Source organism: Bradyrhizobium sp. SZCCHNS1050, from assembly GCF_032484785.1.
Classification (GTDB): Bacteria; Pseudomonadota; Alphaproteobacteria; order Rhizobiales; family Xanthobacteraceae; genus Bradyrhizobium.
On sequence record NZ_JAUETR010000002.1, the window covers coordinates 1,614,717 to 1,638,445 of the forward strand.

26 protein-coding genes are annotated in these 23,729 nt (G+C 66.1%); 4 read left to right on the plus strand and 22 right to left on the minus strand.

Annotation, left to right across the window (positions count from 1 at the left end; all coding sequences use genetic code 11):
- Positions 1 to 139 precede the first annotated feature (139 nt).
- From QX094_RS31880 to QX094_RS31895, 4 genes are read right to left on the minus strand one after another with little or no spacing between them, the layout of a single operon-like run.
- Positions 140 to 1,000, minus strand: coding sequence for an amidohydrolase family protein (locus QX094_RS31880; RefSeq protein ID WP_315714840.1), 861 nt, complete (start codon positions 998 to 1,000; stop codon positions 140 to 142).
- A 16-nt stretch (positions 1,001 to 1,016) separates the two neighbouring features.
- Positions 1,017 to 1,817: an SDR family NAD(P)-dependent oxidoreductase gene (locus QX094_RS31885; protein WP_315714990.1), complete on the minus strand. Its 801-nt coding sequence runs from the start codon at positions 1,815 to 1,817 to the stop codon at positions 1,017 to 1,019.
- Positions 1,818 to 1,819: 2 nt separating this feature from the next.
- Entirely contained in the window at positions 1,820 to 2,368 is a 549-nt protein-coding gene (locus QX094_RS31890; RefSeq protein ID WP_315714841.1) for a carboxymuconolactone decarboxylase family protein, read from the minus strand.
- A gap of 13 nt (positions 2,369 to 2,381) precedes the next feature.
- Positions 2,382 to 3,197 carry an alpha/beta fold hydrolase gene (locus QX094_RS31895; protein ID WP_315714842.1) on the minus strand — a complete coding sequence of 272 codons (816 nt, stop codon included), beginning with the start codon at positions 3,195 to 3,197 and terminating at the stop codon, positions 2,382 to 2,384.
- A 104-nt stretch (positions 3,198 to 3,301) separates the two neighbouring features.
- On the opposite strand from QX094_RS31895, the gene QX094_RS31900 reads away from it, so the two are divergent.
- A complete protein-coding gene (locus QX094_RS31900; RefSeq protein ID WP_315714991.1) occupies positions 3,302 to 4,240 on the plus strand; it encodes a LysR family transcriptional regulator in 939 nt (312 codons plus the stop codon).
- A 2-nt stretch (positions 4,241 to 4,242) separates the two neighbouring features.
- Here QX094_RS31900 and QX094_RS31905 read toward each other — a convergent pair whose 3' ends face one another.
- From QX094_RS31905 to purC, 7 genes are all read right to left on the minus strand, one after another.
- Positions 4,243 to 5,553 carry a cation:dicarboxylate symporter family transporter gene (locus tag QX094_RS31905; protein WP_315714843.1) on the minus strand — a complete coding sequence of 437 codons (1,311 nt, stop codon included), beginning with the start codon at positions 5,551 to 5,553 and terminating at the stop codon, positions 4,243 to 4,245.
- A 165-nt stretch (positions 5,554 to 5,718) separates the two neighbouring features.
- Complete coding sequence (locus QX094_RS31910; RefSeq protein WP_316185390.1) at positions 5,719 to 6,981, minus strand: DUF1236 domain-containing protein; 1,263 nt, start codon at positions 6,979 to 6,981, stop codon at positions 5,719 to 5,721.
- Positions 6,982 to 7,195: 214 nt separating this feature from the next.
- Complete coding sequence (locus QX094_RS31915; protein WP_316185389.1) at positions 7,196 to 7,771, minus strand: hypothetical protein; 576 nt, start codon at positions 7,769 to 7,771, stop codon at positions 7,196 to 7,198.
- Between the two features lie 157 nt (positions 7,772 to 7,928).
- On the minus strand, positions 7,929 to 8,630 hold the full coding sequence (gene purQ / locus QX094_RS31920; RefSeq protein WP_316185238.1) for a phosphoribosylformylglycinamidine synthase subunit PurQ: 702 nt from the start codon (positions 8,628 to 8,630) through the stop codon (positions 7,929 to 7,931).
- Positions 8,631 to 8,634: 4 nt separating this feature from the next.
- Complete coding sequence (locus tag QX094_RS31925) at positions 8,635 to 8,814, minus strand: hypothetical protein (protein ID WP_316185236.1); 180 nt, start codon at positions 8,812 to 8,814, stop codon at positions 8,635 to 8,637.
- A gap of 3 nt (positions 8,815 to 8,817) precedes the next feature.
- Complete coding sequence (purS, locus tag QX094_RS31930; RefSeq protein ID WP_315706343.1) at positions 8,818 to 9,060, minus strand: phosphoribosylformylglycinamidine synthase subunit PurS; 243 nt, start codon at positions 9,058 to 9,060, stop codon at positions 8,818 to 8,820.
- 13 nt (positions 9,061 to 9,073) lie between these two features.
- On the minus strand, positions 9,074 to 9,841 hold the full coding sequence (gene purC / locus QX094_RS31935; RefSeq protein WP_016843454.1) for a phosphoribosylaminoimidazolesuccinocarboxamide synthase: 768 nt from the start codon (positions 9,839 to 9,841) through the stop codon (positions 9,074 to 9,076).
- 310 nt (positions 9,842 to 10,151) lie between these two features.
- Between purC and QX094_RS31940 the strand changes: the two genes are divergently transcribed.
- A complete protein-coding gene (locus QX094_RS31940) occupies positions 10,152 to 10,475 on the plus strand; it encodes a DUF1476 domain-containing protein (RefSeq protein WP_315714845.1) in 324 nt (107 codons plus the stop codon).
- Positions 10,476 to 10,549: 74 nt separating this feature from the next.
- Here QX094_RS31940 and cynS read toward each other — a convergent pair whose 3' ends face one another.
- The 7 genes from cynS to QX094_RS31975 form a co-directional block, all read right to left on the minus strand.
- Positions 10,550 to 11,038: a cyanase gene (cynS, locus tag QX094_RS31945; protein ID WP_315749292.1), complete on the minus strand. Its 489-nt coding sequence runs from the start codon at positions 11,036 to 11,038 to the stop codon at positions 10,550 to 10,552.
- 50 nt (positions 11,039 to 11,088) lie between these two features.
- Positions 11,089 to 11,991, minus strand: coding sequence for an ABC transporter ATP-binding protein (locus QX094_RS31950; RefSeq protein WP_316185233.1), 903 nt, complete (start codon positions 11,989 to 11,991; stop codon positions 11,089 to 11,091).
- A 158-nt stretch (positions 11,992 to 12,149) separates the two neighbouring features.
- Positions 12,150 to 12,989 carry a nitrate ABC transporter permease gene (ntrB, locus tag QX094_RS31955; protein ID WP_316185231.1) on the minus strand — a complete coding sequence of 280 codons (840 nt, stop codon included), beginning with the start codon at positions 12,987 to 12,989 and terminating at the stop codon, positions 12,150 to 12,152.
- Between the two features lie 211 nt (positions 12,990 to 13,200).
- Positions 13,201 to 14,586, minus strand: a complete 1,386-nt coding sequence (locus tag QX094_RS31960) for a CmpA/NrtA family ABC transporter substrate-binding protein (protein WP_316185230.1) — start codon at positions 14,584 to 14,586, stop codon at positions 13,201 to 13,203.
- 96 nt (positions 14,587 to 14,682) lie between these two features.
- Complete coding sequence (locus tag QX094_RS31965; protein ID WP_316175490.1) at positions 14,683 to 15,558, minus strand: sulfurtransferase; 876 nt, start codon at positions 15,556 to 15,558, stop codon at positions 14,683 to 14,685.
- 49 nt (positions 15,559 to 15,607) lie between these two features.
- Positions 15,608 to 16,744, minus strand: a complete 1,137-nt coding sequence (locus tag QX094_RS31970) for an acyl-CoA dehydrogenase family protein (protein WP_409998605.1) — start codon at positions 16,742 to 16,744, stop codon at positions 15,608 to 15,610.
- A gap of 34 nt (positions 16,745 to 16,778) precedes the next feature.
- Positions 16,779 to 17,321: an OsmC family protein gene (locus QX094_RS31975; protein WP_172113730.1), complete on the minus strand. Its 543-nt coding sequence runs from the start codon at positions 17,319 to 17,321 to the stop codon at positions 16,779 to 16,781.
- Positions 17,322 to 17,578: 257 nt separating this feature from the next.
- Between QX094_RS31975 and QX094_RS31980 the strand changes: the two genes are divergently transcribed.
- Entirely contained in the window at positions 17,579 to 18,262 is a 684-nt protein-coding gene (locus QX094_RS31980; RefSeq protein ID WP_315714852.1) for a TetR/AcrR family transcriptional regulator, read from the plus strand.
- A 31-nt stretch (positions 18,263 to 18,293) separates the two neighbouring features.
- Here the strand turns inward: QX094_RS31980 and QX094_RS31985 are convergent, their stop codons facing one another.
- The 4 genes from QX094_RS31985 to QX094_RS32000 all read right to left on the minus strand — a co-directional run bounded on the left by QX094_RS31985 (position 18,294) and on the right by QX094_RS32000 (position 22,155).
- Positions 18,294 to 18,509 carry a hypothetical protein gene (locus QX094_RS31985; RefSeq protein ID WP_315714853.1) on the minus strand — a complete coding sequence of 72 codons (216 nt, stop codon included), beginning with the start codon at positions 18,507 to 18,509 and terminating at the stop codon, positions 18,294 to 18,296.
- 39 nt (positions 18,510 to 18,548) lie between these two features.
- Positions 18,549 to 19,667: a DUF2336 domain-containing protein gene (locus QX094_RS31990; protein WP_315826317.1), complete on the minus strand. Its 1,119-nt coding sequence runs from the start codon at positions 19,665 to 19,667 to the stop codon at positions 18,549 to 18,551.
- 187 nt (positions 19,668 to 19,854) lie between these two features.
- Positions 19,855 to 20,700 carry a hypothetical protein gene (locus QX094_RS31995; RefSeq protein WP_315749286.1) on the minus strand — a complete coding sequence of 282 codons (846 nt, stop codon included), beginning with the start codon at positions 20,698 to 20,700 and terminating at the stop codon, positions 19,855 to 19,857.
- Positions 20,701 to 20,955: 255 nt separating this feature from the next.
- Positions 20,956 to 22,155, minus strand: coding sequence for a TrmJ/YjtD family RNA methyltransferase (locus QX094_RS32000; protein ID WP_315714856.1), 1,200 nt, complete (start codon positions 22,153 to 22,155; stop codon positions 20,956 to 20,958).
- A 299-nt stretch (positions 22,156 to 22,454) separates the two neighbouring features.
- Here QX094_RS32000 and QX094_RS32005 point away from each other — a divergent pair, with 299 nt between their 5' ends.
- Positions 22,455 to 23,669, plus strand: coding sequence for an NADP-dependent isocitrate dehydrogenase (locus QX094_RS32005; RefSeq protein WP_315714857.1), 1,215 nt, complete (start codon positions 22,455 to 22,457; stop codon positions 23,667 to 23,669).
- The last annotated feature ends 60 nt before the right edge of the window (positions 23,670 to 23,729 follow it).

Consider the following 23,729-nt stretch of genomic DNA (forward strand, 5'->3'; position numbering starts at 1 on the left):
ACGTTGATAGCGTGGCCGGCCAGCCCGGACAATCCCGCGCTCACGCAGGCCGTTGCGGACGATCCCGTTTTGACGCATCACGGCCACAGCAGGTTCAATGGACGCACGCCTGTGGCGGCGGCCTCCGCGACGCTCGTAGCTAAGCTCCCACGGGGCCCCGGCGAGATTCATCGAAGCGAAAGAACGCCGAGGGATTGTCGACCAGAAGCCGCTGTCGCGCCGTCTCCGACGGCGCGATCTCGGCCACGAGGTCGGCCAGCACCGCATCGTCCGGCATTTGTCCCTTGATGTTGACGTGCGGCCAGTCGCTGCCCCACAGCACGCGCTCAGGGGCGTGCGCGGCAAGGCTTCGGGCGAACGGCACAACGTCATGATAGGGCGCGCCCTCGCGCGAGATGCGATCGGCACCGCTGAGCTTGATCCAGACCCGCCCGCTGTCGAGCAGGCGACACAGGATCGCCTGACAGGCGCCGAGATTCCGGCCGAGGTCCGGCCGGGCCATGTGGTCGATCACCATGCGCACCTCGATGGCCGCGATCAGCTCGGCATAGCGGATGAGATCGGCGGCCGTGACATGAATGGCGACATGCCAGTCGAACGGCCTCACCAGCGCGAGCACGGCCCGCATGCGCTCCGCCGACGGCGCGCCGCCGAGATGCGCCAGAAAGTTGAAGCGGGCACCGCAGACGCCGGCTGTATCGAGGCGCGCGACCTCTGCAGCCGTGACCTCCGCGCCGAGCACGGCGACGCCGCGGTAGCGGCCTTCTCCCACGGCCAGCGCATCGAGCAGCGGGCGATGGTCGCGGCCATGACCCTGGCTGTGGACGATGACCGCGCGATCGATGCCCAGCCGATCGTGCAAACGGCGCAGCGCCGTTTCCGGCGCGTCCGGCGGCGTGAAGCTGCGATCGTCGGGCAGCGGAAAGCGGTCGAACGGACCGAAGATGTGACAATGCGCATCGCAGGCCCCTGCCGGCCATGCGCGGGAAACGGCAGCCATGCCCGTGCTCATGGGTTCAGTCACAGCGGGCGCTCATGCCGCCATCGACAACGATCTCGGTGCCGGTAACGAAGCGCGCCTCGTCGGAGGCGAGGAACAGCGCGGCGTGGGCGGTGTCGCGGCCGTCGCCCATGAAGCCGAGCGGGATGCGAGCCTGCCGCGTCCGCAGCAGCGCCGCGACATCGCCGCCGGCGCGCTGCCCGGCGAGGCGCGCCTCGACCATCGGCGTGTGCATCTGGCCAGGCACCACCGTGTTCACGCGCACGCGCTGCGGGGCATACTGCACGGCAACGACGCGCGAGAACTGGATCACCGCGGCCTTGGCCGAGGCGTAGCCGACCTGCGCCGATCCGGTCCAACGGATGCCCGAGGTGGAGGCCGTGTTGACGATGGCCCCGCCGCCCTGCGCCGCCATGTGCGGCAGCACCGCCTTGCAGGTGAGGAAGACGCTCTTCACGTTGAGATCGAGCTGCGCGTCCCAGCCCTGCTCGCTCAGCTCGACCGGGCCTCCCGGCGCCGAGCCGCCGACATTGTTGACCAGAATATCGACGCGGCCGAACGCTGCGATACAGGCGTCGACCATCGCGGCGACATCCGCCGCATCGGTGACGTCGCAGCGGCGGGCCTGGATGACGCCGCCGTGGTCCCGGGCGCGCGCCAGCGTCTCGTCCACGCGGCCGCCATCGCTGTCGACGGCGAGGACCCTGGCGCCCTCGCGCGCGAAGATGACCGCAGCGGCGCGGCCGTTGCCCCAGCCCGGACCGACGCAGCCGGCACCGGTGATGATCGCGACCTTGCCCTCCAGGCGCTTCGTCATGGTCATGGCTCCAGCTCCGGCGTCTCGCCATCGGGCAGGCCGATGTCGAACGCGTTGAGGGTCAGCGCCACCAGCCCGTAGTAGCCGATGATGCCGACGAGATCGACGACGCCGCGCGTGCCGAGGGTTGCGGCCGCCAGCGCGTGCAGATCGTCCGGCACGCGGCCGCTGGCGAGCAGCAGCCGGGTGTAGTCGTGAACGAGCTTCGCGGCGGGATCGGTGAACTCTGGATCACGCCGTTGCGCGATCGCGTCGATGACCGACGGGGCGATGCCCGCCGCGAGCCCATCCCGCTTGTGGGCATACCATTCGACATGCGAGGTCCAGTGCCGTGCCGTCACGAGGATCGCGAGCTCGGACAGCGCAGGCGGCAATGACGTCTCGTAGCGGGCGAACTCGCCGAGCTTCTGGGCCCGGCGTCCGAGCTCCGGACTGTGCAGCCAGGCCCGCAGCGGCGCCGGGATCCGGCCGCGCCGGCCGGCGATGGCCTCTTTGGCCACCGCGCGCTGCGTCTCGTCCATCTCGGCCAGGGCAAGGTCCTCGATGCGCATGCGATGCTCCTGGTCACGAGGCGCGAGGAATCGGCCGTGTCGCGGGCGTGGCAAGAAAAGCCGTCAGCCGCCCCGCCAGCTCGGCGGGGGCCTGCACCTGCATCAGATGACCGGCCGTGTCGACGGTCGCGAACGCCGCGCCGGGAATGAGACGGGCGAGCGCCTCGACCTGCGCCTGCGGCCGCAACAGATCATGCGCGCCGGCAAGCAGCAGACAGCGCTGCCGAACCTCCGCGAGCCGTTCGCGCAGATCGACCTCGGCGAACGCCAGGTTGTTATGGGCATATCCGACCGGATCGTTGCCGAGGAAGCGGCCGAGATAAGCGAGGTAGGCATTGCGGTCGGTTCGCAGCACCGGCGGATAGGAACGATCGAGCGTATCCGCCGCCACGGCGCGCATGCCGGCGCGCACGCAGAGCGCGGAGCGCGCCGCCAGATACTGCACGCGACCAGCATCGACGCTGAGGGCCGGCGCGCACAGCGCCAGCGCGCCCACGCGCTGCGGATGCGCCAGCGCGAAGCTGACGGCGAGCGCCGCACCGGCGGCGACGCCGGCGATATCGACCGGTCCGTCGGCGCCGAGCGCCCGCAGCAGCCGGTCGAGGTCGCCGACGTGATCGGCGAAGCCGAACGGCGCGCGCGGCTTTTCCGACAGGCCGGCGCCGCGCAGATCATAGCGCAGCACCCGCAGGTCGTCGGGCAGCTCTGGCATCAAGGCATCGAAGCTTTCGAGGCTGCCGCCGAGCTCATGCAGCAACACCAGCGTCCTCGCGCCACCGCCGCGCAGCTCATAGCGCAGCGTCAAGCCGTCGAGATGGATGAAGTTCATCGGCAAGGCGCCCGTCTCATCGTTGTCGGCGCGCGGTTTGACTCGCCCTGGGCCGCTTGCAATAAACTGCGGCGGGCAGCGGCGCGGAGGACACGGCCATCGACATCCGCGAGCTTCGTTACTTCGTGCAGGTGGCGCGCGCCGGTAGCCTGAGCCGGGCATCGGCATTGCTTAATGTCGCGCAATCCGCGCTCAGCCGGCAGCTGATGAAGCTGGAGGACGAGCTTGGCGTCGCGCTGCTGGTGCGGCACGGCCGCGGCGTCCGCCTGACCCGCGCCGGCACGACGTTCCTCGAGCACGCCCATGCCGTCCTGCTGCAGATCGACCAGATGCCCGGCGCGGTGCGCTCGCCGGATTCGAGCTTCGCCGGTCACATCGCGCTCGGGGTGCCGCCGGTCGCGGGCCTGCGCATCGCGCCGTCCGTGGTGGTCGAACTGCGCCGGCGCTGGCCGCAGGCCTCCGTGCAGGTCCGCGAGGGCATCAGTTCGTCGCTGGAGGAATGGCTGCTGGACCGCCGGCTCGACATCGCCGTGCTCTACAATCCCCCGCCGCTCGACGGCATCGCGCTGACCCCCATCCTGCACGAGCGGATGGTCGTCGCCCTGCCGCCGGCCAAGCGCGGCGACACCGTGGCCGAGACGATCGGCTGGCGCGAGCTGGCCGGCCTGTCGCTGATCCTGCCGAGTCTTCCGCACAGCAACCGGCGGCTGATCGAGCAGGCGGCGATCCAGAACGGCACGCGGCTCAACGTCGCCTTCGAGGTCGACAGCGTGAGCATGACGAAGGCCATGGTTCGGCGCGGTCTCGGCGCAACGATCCTCGCCCATGCCGCGGTCGTCGCCGAGGCGAAGCGCGGCGAGCTCACCGTGCGGTCGATCGAGCGGCCGCCGCTGATCTCGACCGTCTCGATCGGCATGCCGCGGGAACGCCAGCCGACCTGGCTGGCCGACGAGCTGCTGGCGCTGATGCGCGAGGTGATCGCGCAGAGCGTGGCGGACGGCGCCTGGCCCGGCGCCAAGATCATCGGCGACTACGTGCGCTGAGCTCATTCGCCCGCACCGGCGATTGCAGCGTGGCCCTCGTCGACGGCCGCCTCCGCGACCGTCGCCGCGGTGCCGCCCGCGAGATAGGCATCGAGCCTGGCGGCATCCAGCGCATTTTCCCAGCGCGCGATGACGAACACGGCAACGGTGTTGCCGACGACGTTGGTGAGCGCGGTGCAGGTCGCCATCAGGCGGTCGATGCCGAACAGCAGGCCGAGGCCGTTGAGCGGCAGCACGCGGACGGATTGCAGGGTCGCCGCGAGCTTGATGAAGGCGCCGCCCGCGACGGTGGTGCCGCCCTTCGAGGTCAGCAGCATGACCGCGAGCACCGCCAGCTGCTGGCCGTAGCTGAATGGCGTGTCGGTGGCCTGGGCGATGAAGCCGACGGCAATCGCCATGTAGATGCCCGTGCCGTCGAGATTGAAGCTGTAGCCGGCCGGCAGCACGAAACCGACGATGGCGCCGTCGCAGCCGGCCTGCTCGAGCTTCTGCATCAGCCGCGGCAGCGCAACCTCGCCGGACGCGGTCCCGAGCACCAGCAGCAGCTCCTCGCGGATCAGCCGCAGCAGCTTGAGCAGCGACAGCCGCATGATGGCGCACACGCCGCCGAGCACGACTGCGACGAAGACGACCGCCGTGATCCAGTACAGCAGCACGACCTTGCCGAGATAGAGCAGCGTGGCGCCGCCATGCGTGCCGATCGCCGCCGCCATGGCGCCGAACGCCCCGAGTGGCGCCAGCTTCATGATGAAACCCAGCATGCGGAACAGCACGTCCTGCCCCTCCTCGATGCCGCGCAGGATCGCCGACTCCGTCTTCAGGCCGACGCTCAGCGCCGCGCCCACCATCACCGAGATGAACAGGATCTGGAGAATCTCGCCCTTGGCGAAGGCGTCGACGATCGTGGTCGGGATGATGCTGAGGAAGAAGCCGATAGCCGTGAAATTGCTCGCGGCGTTGGAGATGCGCGTCACGCTGTCATTGAGCGCGAGGTTGCCGGCATGGAGCCCGTCGCCGGGCTGGAACACGTTGACCGCGATGAAGCCGACGACCATGCCGAGCGTGGTCAGGATCTCGAAATACAGCAGCGACTTGAACGCGAGCCGGCCGAGCTGCCTCATATCGCGGACATGCGTCAGCCCGAGCACCACCGAGCAGAAGATGATCGGCCCGAGCATCATGCGCAGAAGTGCGATGAACGCATCGCCGAGCGGCTTCATCTGAACGGCCGCCTCTGGCGCCAGCAGGCCGACGGCGATCGCGAGCAGGATCGCGATCAGGACTTGGACATACAGCTGGCGGATGATCGCCATGGCTCGTTTCGCTCCCCTTGTGGACGAGATGGAATCTCGTTCCCCGTTGTGAGCGAACTGAAGCAGAGCCGGACGTGCTATGTCCAAATCAATCTTTCGATGGCCTCCCATGCCGCAGCGGCAAGGGAGGCCATCGATGAGACAAGGCGCAGCCGCGCCTCGGCCCTACTGCTGCTGGTCGATGACCTGCACCACCTTCTGATCGCGCGGGTCGACCAGCACGACCTGCTCGCCGATCGCTAGATACTGGTAGTTGGCGAGCTCCGGATTGCTGCGCGCGAGCTCATCGGGCACGCGGCGCAGGCTCAGGCAGCTCGATCCGGACGAGGACGACGACGATGTCGTCGAGCCCACAGTGCCCGTCTCGGTGGCGGCGCGGCGCAGAATCTGGCGCTGATCGTCCGACAGCACGATGCGGGTCGAGCCGACGCCATAGCCGCCGCGATCATAGCCGCGGTCCGCGCGCATGCCGTTCTGCGGGATTACGTCGACGATCTCGCGGCTGCGCGGGTCGACGATCGCGATCTCGTCATGGATCACGGTGTACTCGTAGCCGCGATATTCCGGCACGATCGTCACGATGTCCGACGGCAGCGGACGCGGCCGCACGCGCTCGGGCAGGCGCTCGCCGACGTTGATGTTGATGTTGAGATTGGTACGCGCCTGGTCGAAGTCGTGATCGCGCTTGAGCTGATCGACCACGCGGGTCTTCTGCTGCTCGTTGACCGACAACTGCGTGCTGGAGCGGCTGCCATTGGGCTGGGTCTGATTGTTGGCCTGCCCGGTCTGATCACGCTGACCGGCGCCGGTCGGCTGGTTCTGCTGCGCGGTCGTGTTCTTGCTGTCGGCCGCGTTCGGCTGGTTGGCCTGCTTGTTGCGGTCGCCGGTCTGCTTGTCCGCGGCCTCGTCGGACGTGCCGGTCTTGCGCTCGTCCTGGCTCTGCCGGGTCTTGTCCTTATCGTGATCATTGCGATCGGCCTCACGGTCGGACTTCCGATCCGTCGCCCCCGACTTACTCTCGGCGGCGCGATCCTCGCCCTTGCGCGGCTCGTCGGCGCGCCCCTGCTGTTGCTTCGACTCAGCCTTGCTCTTGCTGTCAGACTGCTTGTCGGCCTGCTTACTGTCAGTCGACGACTTCGACTCGGCGTTCTCCTTGGCCTCGCGGCCACGCTCGGCGGCCGCACCGCCCTTGCTCTCGGCGCTCTGCTTGGCATCATGTGCCGACCGCTCGGAGGACCTTTCCTGAGCCTGCTCGCGTCCTGCTGCGGATGAAAGCTCGCCACGGCGCTGCTCCTGCGCGCTCTGCTTTGCCTCGGCGCCGGCACGTTCCGCCGCGGCGGCGCCGCCCTTTGCCTCTCCCTTCGCCTCGGCAGCCGGACGCGTGGCCTCGTGCGCCGTCGCAGCGGCCGGGCCTCCCTCGCGCTTCATGTCGCCTTGCGCCGATGCAGCACCTGATGCCGTTCCGATCGCCAGGATGATCGCGGCCGTTCCCAGCCAATGTTTCGTCGTCATATGAGAACCTCCTTGGATCCCTGCCCCATTCGCTGGCGGACAACGCAAACAGCCGCCCGGCGTTGCCGGACGGCGCGAGAAAAAACTCCGGAACGATTTTGATGAACGGCTTCGGCGCGCCGTCACGCGATCATTTTGACCGTGGCGCGAGCAGAAGCATGACCGGGACCGCGAATTGCTTGAAGTTGGCCGTGCTGTTCGCCTCGCCAGTCGCGGAGCTGATCAGGCTGGCACTGCCTCTCGCGCCGAACAGCATGCCGCTCACTTGATATTCCTTCTCTCCGCCTGGCGACACTTTCAGGCGCCGTGCATAGAACATGCGCGGCAGCCCGCTGCCCTTGCCGCCCTCGACGCCCAGAATCGTCGTGGTCTGACCCGGCACGCGCTGGTCGAGCAGCTTGACGGTCTGGTCCTGGGAGGCGCGGAATTGCTCGATCGTCATCGTCGTGTTGGGTCCGTAGAGCCGGTAGCTCACCTTCGAGCCAGGGCCGCATTTCGCATCGTCGCACAGGAAGAAGGTCACATCGGTGCCGTTCGGCCGCTGCGGTTTCCAGCCGCCCACGGTGAACGGCAGAGGCGGTGTGGCGACCGACGGCGTCGTCGACGGGGTCTCGGCCCGAGCGGCGCCAACGCCCGTGACGAGCGAGAGCGACACGGACAGGAGAAGCCAGCGCAGGGCGCGCTGAGTGAGAGGCAGCGTCGACATCAAGGCACCGTCGGGATCGAGGAAGTGGCAGGCAGGACGGACGTCAGGGACGATCCGGGAGATGGAGGACGTCCCGCAACCTCGATCACCAATCGGTCGTTTGTGGGTCGGGCCGGGCGAGCGGCCCGACGGAAACGTCACGGGCGCAGCCCGCCGATCAGGCTGCGCGGTCGAGATGGGCGACGAGGCCGGCGAACAGGCCACGGCCGTCGGTGCAGCCCATGATGTCCTCGACGTGATTCTCGGGATGCGGCATCATGCCGAGCACATTCCCGTTCTCGTTGACGATGCCGGCGATGGAATGCGCAGCGCCATTGATGTTGCTGATGTCGCCGACCTCGCCATCGGCTGAGCAGTAACGATAGAGCACGCGCCCATCGCCATTGAGCCGCTTCAAGGTCTCCTCGTCGGCCGCATAATTGCCCTCGCCGTGAGCGACCGGCACGCGGATGACCTGACCCGCATTGTAGCCGCGGGTGAACGGCGAATCGGAGCGCTCGACCCGCAGATGCACGTCCTTGCAGATGAACTTCAGCTTATCGTTGCGCATCAGCACGCCCGGCAGCAGGCCGGACTCGCACAGGATCTGGAAGCCGTTGCAGACGCCGAGCACCAAGCCGCCCTTGGCGGCGAAATCGCGTACTGCGTCCATCACCGGGGCCCGTGCCGCGATCGCGCCACAGCGCAGATAGTCGCCATAGGAGAAGCCGCCGGGCACCACGACGAGGTCGGTGCCCTTCGGCAGCGACGTCTCGGCGTGCCAGACCATCGCAGGCTCATGGCCGGAGATCATGCGCAGCGCGCGGGCCATGTCGCGTTCGCGGTTGATGCCGGGGAAGACGAGGACGGCGGATTTCATGATGCTACGTGTTTGCCCGATAATGATCCCCTCGCAGCTTCGCGAGAGTGTGTGAGTCCGACGAGAGCTCTCTGTTCAACGCTCGCGCACCAGCAAGCAGCTCATCGACAGAATGTTCGACACGGACCTGATCACGCGGGATTTCCAGCAGAAGCTCGTAGATCTCGCGGTCGATCACGGCCATTGCCTACCCCAGCAACTCCACCCGGTAATTCTCGATCACCGTATTCGCCAGCAGCTTGTCGGCGGCCGCCTTCAGGGCGGCCTCCGCCTTGGCCTTGTCGGCACCGGCGAGCTCGATGTCGAACACCTTGCCCTGCCGCACGCTGGCGACGCCGTCGACGCCGAGCGATTTCAGGGCGCCCTCGATCGCCTTGCCCTGCGGATCGAGGATGCCGGATTTCAGCGTCACCGTGACACGCGCTTTCACGTCTTGTTCCCTTTTAGCTCTTGACCAGGACCGGGCCGGAGCCCGCCGGGCGCTCGTTCTCGATGAGGATGCCGAGCCGCTTGGCGACCTCGGTATAGGCCTCCAGAAGGCCGCCAAGATCACGACGGAAGCGGTCCTTGTCGAGCTTCTCGTTCGACTTGATGTCCCACAGCCGGCAGGAATCGGGGGAAATCTCGTCGGCGACGATGATGCGCATCATCTCGTTCTCGAACAGCCGGCCGCATTCCATCTTGAAGTCGACCAGGCGGATGCCGATGCCGAGGAAAAGCCCGGTCAGGAAGTCGTTGACGCGAATGGCGAGCGCCATGATGTCGTCGATTTCCTGGGGCGTCGCCCAGCCGAACGCAGTGATGTGCTCCTCCGACACCATGGGGTCGTTGAGCTGGTCGTTCTTGTAATAGAATTCGATGATCGAACGCGGCAGCTGGGTGCCTTCCTCGATGCCGAGGCGCTGCGACAGCGAGCCCGCCGCCACATTGCGGACGACGACCTCGAGCGGCACGATCTCGACCTCGCGAATCAACTGCTCGCGCATGTTGAGCCGGCGGATGAAGTGAGTCGGAACCCCGATGTCGTTGAGGTGCTGAAACAGGTACTCCGAGATCCGGTTGTTGAGGACGCCCTTGCCTTCAATCACCTGGTGCTTCTTGGCATTGAAGGCGGTGGCGTCGTCCTTGAAGTGCTGGATCAGGGTGCCCGGCTCGGGGCCTTCATACAGGACCTTGGCCTTGCCTTCATAAATGCGACGCCGACGGCTCATTGGGATGTACCGTGTTTTGTTGAAATCCATGAAATGGTGGGCTCCGGATGACTTTGGACAGGACCACGACGGAGCTGCCGCGAGGGCCCGGACGGACGGAAACAGAACAAGAACCGGGCCTGTGGGAAACCTATCTCATTGGTGTCCCGAGCACAATCGATCCGGGCCTCGGGAGCGGAGTTTTACCGCCCTTCCCTGCGGCCTCGTACCCGTTGTATTGGCAAGATGTTCCAATTATTTAGGCGTGCGGCCACCGCCCCGCAACCGCCTGCGCGGTTAACCCTCTTCGGCAACACTGGAAGTTCCGACCATGACCACGTTCGACAAGCGCGAGGACGCCTTCGAGAAGCAATTCGCCCATGACGAGGAATTGAAGTTCAAGGCAGAAGCCCGCCGCAACAAGCTGCTCGGCCTGTGGGCAGCCGAAAAGCTCGGCAAGTCCGGCGCTGACGCCGACGCCTACGCCAAGGAGGTCGTCGCGGCCGATTTCGAGGAAGCGGGCGATGCCGACGTGCTGCGCAAGGTGCTGGGAGACCTCACCGCCAAGGGCGCGGCCGTCACCGAGGCCGACGTGCGCGCGAAGATGAGCGAGCTGCTGGTGACCGCCGTGGCGCAGGTCAAGGCGGGGCAGTGAGAGGCGAATAGCGAATAGGGAGTGGCGAATAGGGATCTCCTGCCCCTATTCGCTACTCGCAATTCGCTACTCGCTTACTCTTCCTTGAAGCCGTATTCCGGCACGTTGCCGCTGGCGCCGTAATATTTGTAAGGCAGGAACTTGCCCGACATCGTGATCTTGACGCGGTCTCCCTTGGCATTGGGCAGGCGCTCCATCACCATGTCGAAATCGATCGCCGACATGATGCCGTCGCCGAATTCCTCCTGGATCAGCTCCTTCCACGCCGGGCCGTTGATCATCACGAGTTCGTAGAAGCGGTAGATCAAGGGATCGGTCGGGGGCATCTGCACGCCCTCGCCGCGCATCGGCGTCTCGTTCAGCATCGCGATCTCGGATTTGGACAGGCCGAACAGCTCGCCGGCGTTCGCCGCCTGCGGCTTGGTCAGCTTCATCTGGCCGAGAACGGCGCCGACGATCAGCACCTCGGAATAGCCGCCGATCTGTTCGCAGATGTACTTCCAGCTCCATCCTTTCTCGCGCTTGATATCGAGCAGCTTCTCGGTGAGGTCGGATCGCTTCATGCTTGGTCTCCCTTGAAAGTCTTCGTTGATGGGTTTCTTCCGGCTGGGCGTCAGCGGGCGATCGCCTGCGGCGCGTCGTTCTCGACCGGGTTGGACGCGACGATCGTCGGCTCGCTGCGCCCGATCTTCACCACCGGCACCTTGCGCGGGTCGTAATCGGGCGTCTCGGCGGTGAAGGTCTTGCTGCGGCTGACCAGGAAATCGATGATGTGGTTGCGCAGCGCGTAGTACAGCGGATGGCGATGCAGGTCGCCGCGCAGCCGGTCCTTCGGCAGCGGGTTCTCGACGATCTCCGCGAGCACCGCGCCGGGTCCGTTGGTCATCAGCACGATCTTGTCGGCGAGATAGATCGCTTCGTCCACGTCGTGGGTGATCATGAACACGGTCTGCCCGGTCTCGACGCAGATGCGGCGGACCTCGTCCTGCAGGGTGCCGCGCGTCAGCGCATCGAGCGCGGAGAACGGCTCGTCCATCAGCATGATCTTCGGCGTGATCGAGAGCGCGCGGGCAATCCCGACGCGCTGCTTCATGCCGCCGGACAGCTCCGACGGCCGCCTGTGCTCGGAGCCGGACAGGCCGACGAGCTCGATGTATTTCAGCGCATGCGCCTTGACCTTGGCGCGATCCCATTTGCGCCATTTCGACGAGACGGCATAGGCGACGTTGCCGAGCACCGTCCGCCACGGCAGCAGCGCATGGCTCTGGAAGATGACCGCGCGGTCGAGACTCGGACCTTCGATGGCCTGGCCGTCGACGATGACGGCGCCTTCGCTCGGCACGTCGAGGCCGGCAAGAACATTCAGCACCGTGGTCTTGCCGCAGCCGGAATGCCCGATCACGCAGACGAACTCGCCGCGCGCCATCGCGAGCCAGAGATTCTCGAAGATCGTCGTGCTGCGCGCCCCATCATAGCGCTTGGCGATCCCTTCGATGGAGATGAACTTGTCGGTCATAGGAAGGTCTTTCCGTTCCCTCCCCCCTTGTGGGGGAGGGTCAGGGAGGGGGGTCCCCCACGAAGACTCGCGCGTGGGGCACCCCCACCCCTAACCCCTCCCCGCAAGGGGGAGGGGAACGGAGTTGCGCACCTTGCAGCCGTTCGCCTGATCATGCCCTACTCCGGAAACGTCACGAGCCGCGACACGCGGGCCAGGATCTGATCCAGCACCATGCCGACCAGGCCGATCAGCAGGATCGCGATGATCACGTTGGTGATCGAGAGGTTGTTCCACTCGTTCCAGACGAAGTAGCCGATGCCGGTGCCCCCGACGAGCATCTCGGCGGCGACGATGACGAGCCAGGCGATGCCGATCGAGATCCGCATGCCGGTGAGGATCGTCGGCGCCGCAGCCGGCAGGATGACCGTGAAGGCCCGGCGGAAATTCCCGACCTCGAGCGTGCGGGCGACGTTGATCCATTCCTTGCGCACGCTGGCGACGCCGAAGGCGGTGTTGATGAGCATCGGCCACACCGAGCAGATGAAGATCACGAAGATCGCCGACAGGCTGGAATCCTTGATGGTGTAGAGCGCGAGCGGCATCCAGGCGAGCGGCGAGATCGGTTTGAGAATCTGGATGAACGGATCGAGCGCCTTGCTCATCAAGGGCGACATGCCGATCAGGAAGCCGAGCGGGATCGCGACCGCGACTGCGATCAAATAGCCGAGCATGACCCGCCCGAGCGAGAAGGCGAGCTGGATGCCGAGCCCCTTGTCGTTCGGACCATTGTCGTAGAACGGCCGCCGCAGATGCTCCCACAGCTTGGCACCGACATCGAGCGGCCCGGGCATCGCCGACTTGCCCTGCGTGGCCGTCATGCCCATCAGCTTGGCGTATTCCGGGCTCATGTTGGCCGCGGCGCCCGTGCTGCGCGTCGCGATATGCCAGGCGCCGAGGAACACGGCGACCAGCACGATGGAAACCACGGCGGCGCGGAGGCGAAGAGAGGCGGTCATGCCGGCGCTCCACTCACGGTGTCGTCCCTGCGAACGCAGGGACCCATAACCACCGTCGGCAGTTGGTGGAAACGATTGTCGCTACCGCCCCCGCCCCAAGACAGGTCACGGCGTATGGGTCCCCGCGTTCGCGGGGACGACACCGGTGGTGTGGTTGGCGGCGTGTTCATCACCATGGGTGGGATCAGCAGCGTCGCGCCCATTCCCCCCATCACGACGCCTTCTTGATCTTGAAGCTGGCGACGTAGTCGTCCGGCTTGGTCGGATCGAACGGCTTGCCCATCACCGAGAACGATTTGTAGGAGTCCTTCGGCGGCGTCAGGCCCATGTCGGTCATGACCTTGCGGGTGTCGGTGGCGAGATAGATCTGCTCCGCGACCGCCTTGTAGTCGACGTCGCCCTTGATCTGGCCCCAGCGCTTCATCTGCGTCAGCATCCACACCGCGAAGGACTGCCACGGGAACGGATCGAAATCGACGCGCTTCGGATCGGTCTTCACGCTGCCGAGGCCATCGGCGTAGGTGCCGGTCAAGACCTGCTCCATGACGGTCACCGGCGCATTGATGTAATTCGCCGGAGCGATCGCCTCCGCGATCTGCTTGCGGTTCTCAGCCTTCGACGCGTACGCGGTGGCATCGACGATGGCGCGGGTGAGAGCGGCAAAGCTGTTCGGCGCCGTCGTGATGAACTCGCGGCTCGCCGCGAAGCTGCAGCAGGGGTGACCGTCCCAGATCTCCTTCGACAGGATGTGCAGGAAACCGACGCCGTCAAAGATCGCGCGCTGGCAGATGTTGTCGGGCGCGAGGAAGCCGTCGATGTTGTCGGCGCGCAGGTTCGCGACCATCTCCGGCGGCGGCACCGAGCGCAGTTGCACGTCGGTGTCGGGATCGATGCCGTGCTCGGCGAGATAATAGCGCAGGAGATAGTTGTGCATCGAATAGTCGAACGGAATGGCGAGCTTCATGCCCTTCCAGTCCTTCGGATTGCGCTTGTCCTTGTGCTTCATCGCAAGCGTAATGCCCTGCCCGTTGATGTTCTCGATCGCGGGCACGGTGAACGGGATCGGCTGTGCACCGAGGCCGAGCGAGATCGCGATCGGCATCGGCGCCAGCATGTGCGAGGCGTCGTATTCCTTGTTGATGGTCTTGTCGCGGATGACGGCCCAGCCGGCGGTCTTGACGACCTCGACGTTCAGCCCGGCCTTGGCATAGAAGCCGAGCGGCGCCGCCATGATGATCGGGGTCGCGCAGGTGATCGGGATGAAGCCGACCTTGAGATCCTTCTTCTCGGGCGCGCCCGCTTCGGCGAACGCCTCGGTCGCGGTCTTCAGCGGGAAGAACTGGGACACTGCGGCGAGCGCGGTGGCGGCGCCGACCGACTTCAGAAACGCGCGGCGGGTGGCAGCTTGCGGAAACACCGCGCGCAGCACGGCTGACGCGACCACGTTCTCGTAGCGCTTCTCGGTGGAGTCCGCCACGGGCTCGCAGCGCAGCGCCAGCGCGGCGTGCTCATGTTCGGCCGGGCTGCGATGCTGGCCGCAGATACAACCGGCATTCACGCGTGAATCGGCATCGAACGGATCATCGAAAATCGACATGTGCTGCGCCCCTTTGTCACACCTGCGCTGTCAGCGCCTTCGAACTGCTCGTCCGGCCGCATTTTTCAGCGGCCGGACGTGCTTAACATGCAGCTTCTATGCCGCCTTGCTGGTCATCGCCGGCATCGGAAGTCCTTCCTCGATCGGCAGCGACGGGTCGCGCGACCACTCGTTCCACGAGCCGAAGTACATCCGCACATCCTTCACGCCGGCGTTCTTCAGCGCCAGGAAGGTGTTCGAGGCCCGTGCGCCCTTGAAGCAGTAAAGATAAACCGGCGTGTCGACCGTGATGCCGACGGTGGCGCATTCGGCGAGGATCTCGTCCTGCGACTTGAAGCGCGGGCCTTCGGCGGTCGGCTTCATCATGCGGTACCATTCGAGCCAGACGGCGCCGGGGATGCGGCCTTTGCGCGGACAGAAATCCTTGCCGTAGGGCGAGGAGGAATCGCCGATCCACTCATCGACATCGCGGACGTCGAGGATCGCGATAGCGGGATTGCCAACCGCCGCCAGCATCGCCTTGGCGTCGATCAGGATGCTGCCCGCCTCCGGCACGATGGCGAACGAGGCCTTGGCCGGCGACGGCACGTCGGTCGTCACCGGCATGCCGGCGGCCACCCAGGCATCGTAGCCGCCATGCAGCACCTTGACCTTGGGATAGCCGAGCATCGTGAGCAGGAAATAGCCGCGGCACGACTGGCCGAAGCCGGAGTTCATCGACTGTTCGTAGACGACGGCGGTCTCGGCGCCCGAAAGGCCGGCGGCGCCGAACGCGTCCGCAAACTTCGTCTTCAATTCCTCCATGCCTTCCGGTGTGGACGTCGCGAGATAGGTGAATATCTCGTGGACGTTGACGGCGCCGGGAAGATGTCCCGCGGCGTAGGCATCGGGATTGCGGGTGTCGATCACGACACACGGCTCGGTCTTGATGAACTCAGCGAGTTCGCCGGCTGTAATCAGAACGTCCGTCATGGCAGGCCTCTCCTGGTTGGGATTTGTTGGTTTGCCGTTCTCGCCGGCGTCAGCCGTCGGCGAGCATCTTGCGGAGCTGCTTGGTCGCGGGAGTCACGATCGCGACGAAATAGGCCTCGCGCAGGCGACGTTCGGCGCGATTGCCCTTGAGGTAGCCGCGGGCTCCGCAATGGAGCATCGCGGCATGAGCGGCAGCGACGCTGGCCTCGCCGGCACGCAGGCGCAGCGCCACGACCTTGCGCCAATAGGTCTCGTCGGGGTTGAACGGATCGCTGGCGAGTTCAGCCGTCTCCTTCGCGAGTTCATCGGCGAGCGCGCTGAAATCGACCGGCTGCTGCGGCAGATAGCGGTTGACGTGGCCGAGCGGCGCCTCGACCTCCTGCATGATCTTGATGCAGTCCTTGATCAGGCCGAGCGCCATGCCGGCCTGCAACATGATGAATCCGGCACGGATCTTCTTGACGAAGGGACCGGCGGGATCGGCCAGGATCAGTTCGTCCGGCACGAACAGGTCGCGAAACTGGATGCCGTAGGTGCCGGTGCCGTCCATCGCCAGGAACGGCTGGCATGGCTGCAGGGTCACCGCCGGATCGGCACAGTCGGCGATGAACATCACGATCTCGCCGGGCGCGTCCTCACGCTCGAAGATCGTACCGAACATGTGGTCCGGCCCGAGGTTCGAGACCCAGGGCAGCACGCCGCGCACGACGTAGCCGCCCTCGACCTTGCGACCCCTGAGCTTGAGCTTCTCGATGCCGAAGAAGCTCTTCATCGGATTGGACAAGCCGGTGCCACCGAGCAACCGGCCGCTGGCGGCGTCGTCGAGAAGACGGCCGACGAGCGCCTTGTTGGGCGAGTTGGCGATGTACCAGACCAGCGTGTTCTGGCACCACGCCATGAAGGCAGAGGCGCCGCAGACCTCACCGATCGCGCCGATGGTGTCGATCGCGCAGTTGAGATCCGCCGCGCCATTTTCCGGCACGTGGCTGCTCCACGCGCCGACCTCGCCGAAGCGGCGGAGCACGTCGGCCGGGTACACCGTCCCGGCGTCGATGCCAGCGGCCAGCGGCGCGAGTTCCTTGCGCGCGATCGCCGTGACCTGCTCCACGGTCGACGGTATGGGCATGACGCCCGCGCCATCGACCGCCAGATGCTGTCCGAGTGAACCCGAGACTACTGAGTTCATGACGTCCTCCGCTACGCCGACCTCGAGGGCCGCCTCAGATCCCGACCTCGAGATTGACCGGACGCGTGAAGGTGTTGGCGACCGGCGACCACTTCTTGACGTGGTCGATCAGCGCCTTGACCTCCTCCTGCGGAATGCCCTCGCACTCCATGTCGACCTTGACGCGGACGTCGGTGAAGCCGACCGGCTTCTCGCTGACGTCGCCGGTGCCCCAGACTGCGGTGATGTTGAGATCGCCCTCGAGCTCCAGCTCGAGCTTGTTGACGATCCAGCCGCGATGCACCGCATTGGCATGCAGGCCGACGGCCAGGCAGGAGCCGAGCGCGGCGAGCGAGGCTTCCGACGGATTTGGCGCGGTGTCGTCACCGAGCAGCCCCGGCGGCTCGTCGACGATGTAGGGCGCGAGGTTGCGGATGTAGTTGGCGTGACGAAACTTGCCCTCGGCGACGGTCTTGCACTTCAGGGTCTTGATGACCTTGGGGTTGGCCTTGCCGTTGACGATGAGCTGTTCAAGCCCGTTCTTGTCGATGGGTGCGAGGCAGCCCGTCAGCGCCGTCTTCTGAACCACAGCGGTCATCTCATTTCTCTCCCTGGGATGAGGATACCGAACGGTCTGTATCCTGCACGAAGCGTGCCAGAGAGGCCGAAAATCAAAAGCCGGAGTGATCCTCGCGGCTTACGCGGTCATCGCGGCAAGTGGCGAGCCGCTGCGTCCCCTCCGCTGCCCAAGCGCAGTGCAGAATGCCGCCTTCGGAGATCAAATTGAGCGCAACGCTGCCTCGAGCACATCAGCAGTCTTGCTGACTCACGCGCACAGCGATTAAGCTTGCACGCATGGCAAAGTCAGTTGCGGGCAAACAAACCGGCAAGAAGCAGGCGATCGCGAGGACGATCTCGGCTGGCGATGACGAATCCGCGCGCGGCCGTCTGCTCGGCGCCGCCACGCGGCTGTTCTGCAAGAACGGCATCAATGCCACCGGGATCGATGCGATCATCAGCGAGGCCGGCACCGCGAAGACCACGCTCTACAAGCTGTTCGGATCGAAGACCGCGCTGGTCACCGCCGTGCTGGAAAGCGAAGGCAAGCAGTGGCGCGAATGGTTCATCGCGGAAATGGAGAGCGGCGGCGGTGACGCCGAGACCAAGCTGGCACGCATCTTTCCGGCGCTGAAGAGCTGGTTCGGCGAGGAGCGCTTCTACGGCTGCCCCTTCATCAATGCGGTCGGCGAGCACGACAAGGACCAGAAGCAGTTTCGCACCATCGCAATGCGCCACAAGAAAGTGGTGCTGGCGCATATCGAGAAGCTCGCCCGTGAGATGGGCGCTGCCGAGCCGGAGAGCTTCTCGCATCAGCTTGCACTGCTGATCGACGGCGCGATCGTGGCGGCGATGGTGTCGCGCAATCCCGAGGTCGCGGACACCGCCGGGCTGGCGGCGAAGGCGCTGATCGAGCCGGCGAAGCTGAAGGCGGGCCAGCGCAACAGCAAGGCGGCGGGCCCGCAGCTCGCTGCGGTCTGAGCCGCCCTGCCCCGCGAACCGAGCGACAGAACTAGCGGAAATACTCCGTCACCAGCTTCAGGTCCGCCTGGTCTGCGCCCGCGCCGTTGAGGCTCGCATCGATGACGCGGCGGCAGGCGGCCACCGCAGCCTCATCGCCGAGCTCGTTGGCCGCTTCGAGCACGTGCCAGGCCGCATCGACCGCCGCGCGGTCCGCAGGCGCCTCGCGATGGCCGAGCCGTTGCTCTCTGCGAAGAGGAAGTCCCATACCCTTCATCCGCGATCACCTCCATCCGTCGCTGCAGGTTCAATAGGCCACGGCGCGCGGCGCGGATGCCTTGCCGCCTTTGCCTGGATTCTTGCGGGACTGATAGAATTCGAGCACGCTGCGCGATGTCAGCGACTGGAGCTTGGCATAGTCACGCTCCAGCTCCTGCAACTCGCCGGCCGTGATGCGGTGGTCGCGGGCGCCGAGGAACGCGAGCGCCATCATCGTATCCCAGGTAAAGCCAAGCGCCTTGGCGAGCATCAGCAGCATCTCGCGGTTGCGGTCGAACAAGGCACGCTCGACGACGTCGACCGGCAATCCCGACAGCAGCGCGAGGCCGATCGTCACCTCCTCGACCTTGTGCGCGGTCGCATAGCCGGCGATGGTGCTCTCGTGCAGATTGCCGAGGCGGTGCTGGATCGTCACGGTCCGCTTGGCGACGAAGTAGTTGCGCGAGCCGGGTCCGAACTTCGACTGCAGGTCGCCGGCGATGTTGGCGACCGAGCTGTTGATCTCGCCGAGCAGTTCGGGGCGCTCGCTGGCCAGCCGCTTGCCGACATCGTCCGAGGCCTTGGCGATGAGTTGCTGGAACAGATGGCGGGGGATGTCGAGCCGGCGGCCGAGATGCTCGGCGAGAATCGAGTCGTTCTCGGCCCGCTTGACCATGTGCAGGAATCCGGCGCCGGAGAACTGGGCGCCCTGATTGCGCGCCACCGCCGTGGCGACGGCACGGTCGCCGCGCGTCGCCAGCACGTCGGTCACGGCGGGGCTCAACGTCTTTCGTTCGGCGATCGCGAGCAGATGGTCCTGGCTCTTGGTGCTGGCGTTCTCGACCAGCGTGGCGTCATCGAGCCGCTCGGATTCGCGCAACACCGGGCCGGCGACCCAGATCTCGTCGTCGAAGGCGAGCTTGCGGATGACGCTGGCCGGCGAATATTCGATCCTGGCGAGGCGATCCGCGAGCTTGGCGCGCGCTTCGATCTCGATCTCGTCGGCGAGCCGGCCGATCACCTCGCCGAAGGTGGCGATCTCCTCCTCGCAGTAGCGCCCCGCGATCAGCAGGTCGGTCGCATGCCACAGCGCGCGCTCGCGGCTGTCCGCGGTCCCCCGCGCAATCGCATCCTCGAGGTCCCGCAACACGGATCTGGTTTCGTTCATGATGAAAGGCCGCACAGTTGCAACGATGAAAGGGCAATGCGCAGACCATACCGTTCGAACCCGAGCGTTCCGTAACCCGCCGCGTGCGGATTTGACCGGGCATTTTCACTCAAATGCGCACGCGCGCGTTAAGCATGCGGCCGGAGAACAGCTCGCTGCGGGATTGCCGTGCCTCTCCGCATGACTTTTACGGCATGATGCGGAGCGCGCGCGCCTCCGCCTCGGCGACCGAGCGTTCGCGCGATGTCAACGGACACTCGGCGAGAGCCCGGTCGATCAGTTGCATGGCGTCGCGCTCACGACTCTGGTCGAGCATCAGCTCGGCGGCGAAGAAGCTCGCCTCGCAACGCCGTGCCCGGCGCGTGACGGGAGCACCGCGGTCGGCCGCCGCAAGCACAGCCTCTGGCGTTTCCTGCCCGAGGAAGAGACGGACGATCGGGGCCGGCCATTTACCCATGTCGAGCCGCTTCGCGTGGTCGGCGAGCTCGCTCCCCAGCCCGGCACGGCGGCGCGCCAGATCCAGCCACAAGGCCGCCTCGGCATTGTGGGGATCGATCTCGCTGAGCCATCTGAAATCGTCCTGCGCCTCCTCCAGGAGACCGGCCTGGAAGCTTGCGATCCCCAGCGCGCGATAGGCCTGCGCGCGGTAGCCGTTGCGACCGAACGCCCGCCCGAAACCCGACCCCGGCTGCGGCTCGCTCTCGCGCAGATCAGGAGCGGCGCGATCGAATGCGGCAAGGAGACCAGCCGAGGACTGCTCGATGACGATCTTGTAGTCGTCGATCGCATGCTCGACATCTCCCTTGTGGAAGTAGGCGCCGGCGCGTGCGAAACGGGCTTCGATCACCTGCGGCGTCGCCGGCTTGCCGCGCTCGATCACGACAGTGCAGCCGGCGATGCGCTCGTCGGCACCGAGATCGGCCGCCGTCGTGCACCGCTTCGGTGCCGCCGGTTCGGCGCTTGCCGACAAGCCGAAGATCGAGCCGATGATCAACGCACAACACAGAATCGAGCGCCATCGTCGCGTAGCCATGAATGCCCCCTTAGGTCTTGCTCTTGGTGCTGCGATCTAACCAGAACCGATTGGGAGAACCACAATCTGGAATTGCGTTCACAAATCATCGTTCAGCCGGTGTAAACGAGATCGCAGACTCGGGGCCTGCCGGGCGCGGATGAGTTGCGAGGGCCGCGCATGCCACGCGGCAACTCAATCGACGCTTGCGCGTGATGAACGGACGCGCGAAGCCATTGATAGCCGCCACGCGGCTCGCGATGCGACCGTCGGCGACTACTTGGCTGCGGCGATCACCGCCTGCAGCCGCACCAGCTCGGCCTCCAGATTCGCCTCGACATCCGCCGCCTTCACCTCGGTGACGCGATAGTCGCGGCTTTCCAGCCACGCCCGCCTTGCGCTGCGATCAGCGACGACGCCTTCGCTCTCGTCGGGGCCGACCAGCTCGATGGCGAGGCGGTGGATGAAGGAGACGAAGTCGGGGATGTGGCGGCCGACCGGGGTCTGGCGCTTGAACTGGCCGGCGAAGCGGCGGTCGCGCGACAGCGCGTGCCACAGCGCGCGCTCGGCGTCGGTCGGGTTGCGGCGGAGCAGCCGCGCCAGCCCGCGCAGCGAGCCGCGCGAATCCGGCAGGTTGGCCACCGTGCCCTGCTCGGCGATCAGCGCCCGCAGGCGCGTCGCCTGCTCGCTGTCGAGCACGCCGCCCTTGGCCGGCCCCTTGCGCCCCTCGGCGATCGCCATGACCACGCCGTGCAGGGTGTGGATGTCCTGCCGCGACGGCTCCATGCGGAAGAAGATGTTGCGCAGGTTGACCAGCATGGTCTCGCGCTTCTCGGCGGGCCGCAGGAATTCGACCCGGTCGAGCTCGCGCACCAGGTTCTCGAAGAACGCCTCCATCTGTCCCTGGCCGGCGCGCTCCGAGCGTTCGGGCATGGCGAAGGGCAGCGCGCCCGATGTCACCAGCTTGAACCATTCATAGCCCATCAGCAGCACCGCCTGGGCGAGGTTCAGCGAGGCAAAGCCGGGGTTGACCGGGTAGGTGATGATGCGGTTTGCGCGGGCGACCTCCTCGTTGGTGAGCCCCGCCCGCTCGCGGCCGAACAGGATGCCGGCCCGGCCGCCGGCGGCAATCTGGCCCTGCATCTCGCGGGCGGCCGCCTCTGGTCCCATCACCGGCTTGGCCTGGTCGTGGGCGCGGGCGGTGGTCGCGAACACCAGGTCGAGGTCGGCGATCGCCTCCGGCAGGGTGTCGAACAGTCGGACATGATCGATGATGTGGTCGGCCCCGGCCGCCGCCCGCTGGGCGGCGATGTTCGGCCAGCCGTCGCGCGGGTTGACCAGTCGCAGCTCCGACAACGCAAAATTGCCCATGGCGCGCGCGGCCATGCCGATGTTCTCGCCGAGCTGCGGCTCGACCAGGATCACCACTGGCCCTGCGATCTCCACGCCCGCCTTCGTCTTGTCGGTGCCCGACACGCTCAATCCTCGACTTCCAGATCCGGTTGAAGCGCCGATCGCGCCCTGCCCGCTCGTTGGCCCGGCCGATGAGAATTCTCAAGCAAAATAATCGGCTTACGCCTGAATTTTGCAGTTTGCGCGAAACGGCAGGCCGGCCCGCGGCCTGCCGTTGCCCACCGCATGAGCGGGCTGCGAAAATCAGCACCGGACGCATACCGGGTGCGCTTCCGCCCGCGGTGCAGCAGTGCTATGACGCGCTTGATTTCACAAGCGCTTTCCATTCCTGGCGCGCTGTTCCCAAGAAGGCCCCATCGATCATGGCAAAAATCAAGGTGACCAACCCGGTCGTCGAGCTCGACGGCGACGAGATGACCCGGATCATCTGGCAGTACATCAAGGACAAGCTGATCAACCCCTTCCTTGATATCGACCTGATGTATTTCGACCTGGGGATGGAAAGCCGCGACAAGACCAACGACCAGATCACGATCGATGCGGCCAACGCCATCAAGAAGGTCGGCGTCGGCGTGAAGTGCGCCACCATCACCCCGGACGAGGCCCGGGTGAAGGAGTTCGGCCTCAAGGAGATGTGGAAGTCGCCGAACGGCACCATCCGCAACATCCTCGGCGGCGTCGTGTTCCGCGAGCCGATCATCTGCAAGAACGTGCCGCGCCTCGTTCCCGGCTGGACCAAGCCGATCATCATCGGCCGCCACGCCTATGGCGACCAGTACCGCGCCACCGACTTCAAGTTCCCCGGCAAGGGCGTGCTGACGATGAAGTTCGTCGGCGACGACGGCACCGTGATCGAGAAGGAGGTCTTCAAGGCGCCCGGCGCCGGCGTCGCGATGGAGATGTACAACCTCGACGAGTCGATCTACGACTTCGCCCGCGCCTCGCTCAACATGGGCCTCGCCAAGAACTACTCGGTCTACCTGTCGACCAAGAACACCATCCTGAAGGTCTATGACGGCCGCTTCAAGGACATCTTCCAGGAGGTGTACGAGAAGGAGTTCAAGGACAAGTTCGAGGCCAAGAAGATCACCTATGAGCACCGCCTGATCGACGACATGGTCGCCGCGGCGCTGAAGTGGTCGGGCGGCTATGTCTGGGCCTGCAAGAACTATGACGGCGACGTGCAGTCCGACACCGTGGCGCAGGGCTACGGCTCGCTCGGCCTGATGACCTCGGTGCTGATGACCCCGGACGGCCAGACCGTCGAGGCCGAGGCGGCCCACGGCACGGTGACCCGCCACTTCCGCGAGCACCAGAAGGGCAAGGAGACCTCGACCAACTCGATCGCCTCGATCTTCGCCTGGACCCGCGGCCTGTCGCACCGCGCCAAGCTCGACAACAATGCCGAACTGGCGAAGTTCGCCGCCACCCTGGAGAAGGTCTGCGTCGACACCGTCGAGTCCGGCTACATGACCAAGGACCTCGCGCTCCTGGTCGGCGCCGATCAGCGCTGGCTCTCGACCACCGGCTTCCTCGACAAGATCGCCGAGAACCTGACCAAGGCGATGGCGGCGTAAGTTTCCCCACTTTCGCCTTCTGGTTTCGTCACCTATCAACGGGCCGCGCCACGAGCGTGG

Bases quoted from the DNA above. Each gene is read 5' to 3' on its own strand.
- QX094_RS31880 (WP_315714840.1), bottom strand. From the start codon at position 1,000: ATGGCTGCCGTTTCCCGCGCATGGCCGGCAGGGGCCTGCGATGCGCAT.
- QX094_RS31885 (WP_315714990.1), bottom strand. From the start codon at position 1,817: ATGACGAAGCGCCTGGAGGGCAAGGTCGCGATCATCACCGGTGCCGGC.
- QX094_RS31890 (WP_315714841.1), bottom strand. From the start codon at position 2,368: ATGCGCATCGAGGACCTTGCCCTGGCCGAGATGGACGAGACGCAGCGC.
- QX094_RS31895 (WP_315714842.1), bottom strand. From the start codon at position 3,197: ATGAACTTCATCCATCTCGACGGCTTGACGCTGCGCTATGAGCTGCGC.
- QX094_RS31905 (WP_315714843.1), bottom strand. From the start codon at position 5,553: ATGGCGATCATCCGCCAGCTGTATGTCCAAGTCCTGATCGCGATCCTG.
- QX094_RS31910 (WP_316185390.1), bottom strand. From the start codon at position 6,981: ATGAAGCGCGAGGGAGGCCCGGCCGCTGCGACGGCGCACGAGGCCACG.
- QX094_RS31915 (WP_316185389.1), bottom strand. From the start codon at position 7,771: ATGTCGACGCTGCCTCTCACTCAGCGCGCCCTGCGCTGGCTTCTCCTG.
- purQ (WP_316185238.1), bottom strand. From the start codon at position 8,630: ATGAAATCCGCCGTCCTCGTCTTCCCCGGCATCAACCGCGAACGCGAC.
- QX094_RS31925 (WP_316185236.1), bottom strand. From the start codon at position 8,814: ATGGCCGTGATCGACCGCGAGATCTACGAGCTTCTGCTGGAAATCCCG.
- purC (WP_016843454.1), bottom strand. From the start codon at position 9,841: ATGAGCCGTCGGCGTCGCATTTATGAAGGCAAGGCCAAGGTCCTGTAT.
- QX094_RS31940 (WP_315714845.1), top strand. From the start codon at position 10,152: ATGACCACGTTCGACAAGCGCGAGGACGCCTTCGAGAAGCAATTCGCC.
- cynS (WP_315749292.1), bottom strand. From the start codon at position 11,038: ATGAAGCGATCCGACCTCACCGAGAAGCTGCTCGATATCAAGCGCGAG.
- QX094_RS31950 (WP_316185233.1), bottom strand. From the start codon at position 11,991: ATGACCGACAAGTTCATCTCCATCGAAGGGATCGCCAAGCGCTATGAT.
- ntrB (WP_316185231.1), bottom strand. From the start codon at position 12,989: ATGACCGCCTCTCTTCGCCTCCGCGCCGCCGTGGTTTCCATCGTGCTG.
- QX094_RS31960 (WP_316185230.1), bottom strand. From the start codon at position 14,586: ATGTCGATTTTCGATGATCCGTTCGATGCCGATTCACGCGTGAATGCC.
- QX094_RS31965 (WP_316175490.1), bottom strand. From the start codon at position 15,558: ATGACGGACGTTCTGATTACAGCCGGCGAACTCGCTGAGTTCATCAAG.
- QX094_RS31970 (WP_409998605.1), bottom strand. From the start codon at position 16,744: ATGAACTCAGTAGTCTCGGGTTCACTCGGACAGCATCTGGCGGTCGAT.
- QX094_RS31975 (WP_172113730.1), bottom strand. From the start codon at position 17,321: ATGACCGCTGTGGTTCAGAAGACGGCGCTGACGGGCTGCCTCGCACCC.
- QX094_RS31980 (WP_315714852.1), top strand. From the start codon at position 17,579: ATGGCAAAGTCAGTTGCGGGCAAACAAACCGGCAAGAAGCAGGCGATC.
- QX094_RS31985 (WP_315714853.1), bottom strand. From the start codon at position 18,509: ATGGGACTTCCTCTTCGCAGAGAGCAACGGCTCGGCCATCGCGAGGCG.
- QX094_RS31990 (WP_315826317.1), bottom strand. From the start codon at position 19,667: ATGAACGAAACCAGATCCGTGTTGCGGGACCTCGAGGATGCGATTGCG.
- QX094_RS31995 (WP_315749286.1), bottom strand. From the start codon at position 20,700: ATGGCTACGCGACGATGGCGCTCGATTCTGTGTTGTGCGTTGATCATC.
- QX094_RS32005 (WP_315714857.1), top strand. From the start codon at position 22,455: ATGGCAAAAATCAAGGTGACCAACCCGGTCGTCGAGCTCGACGGCGAC.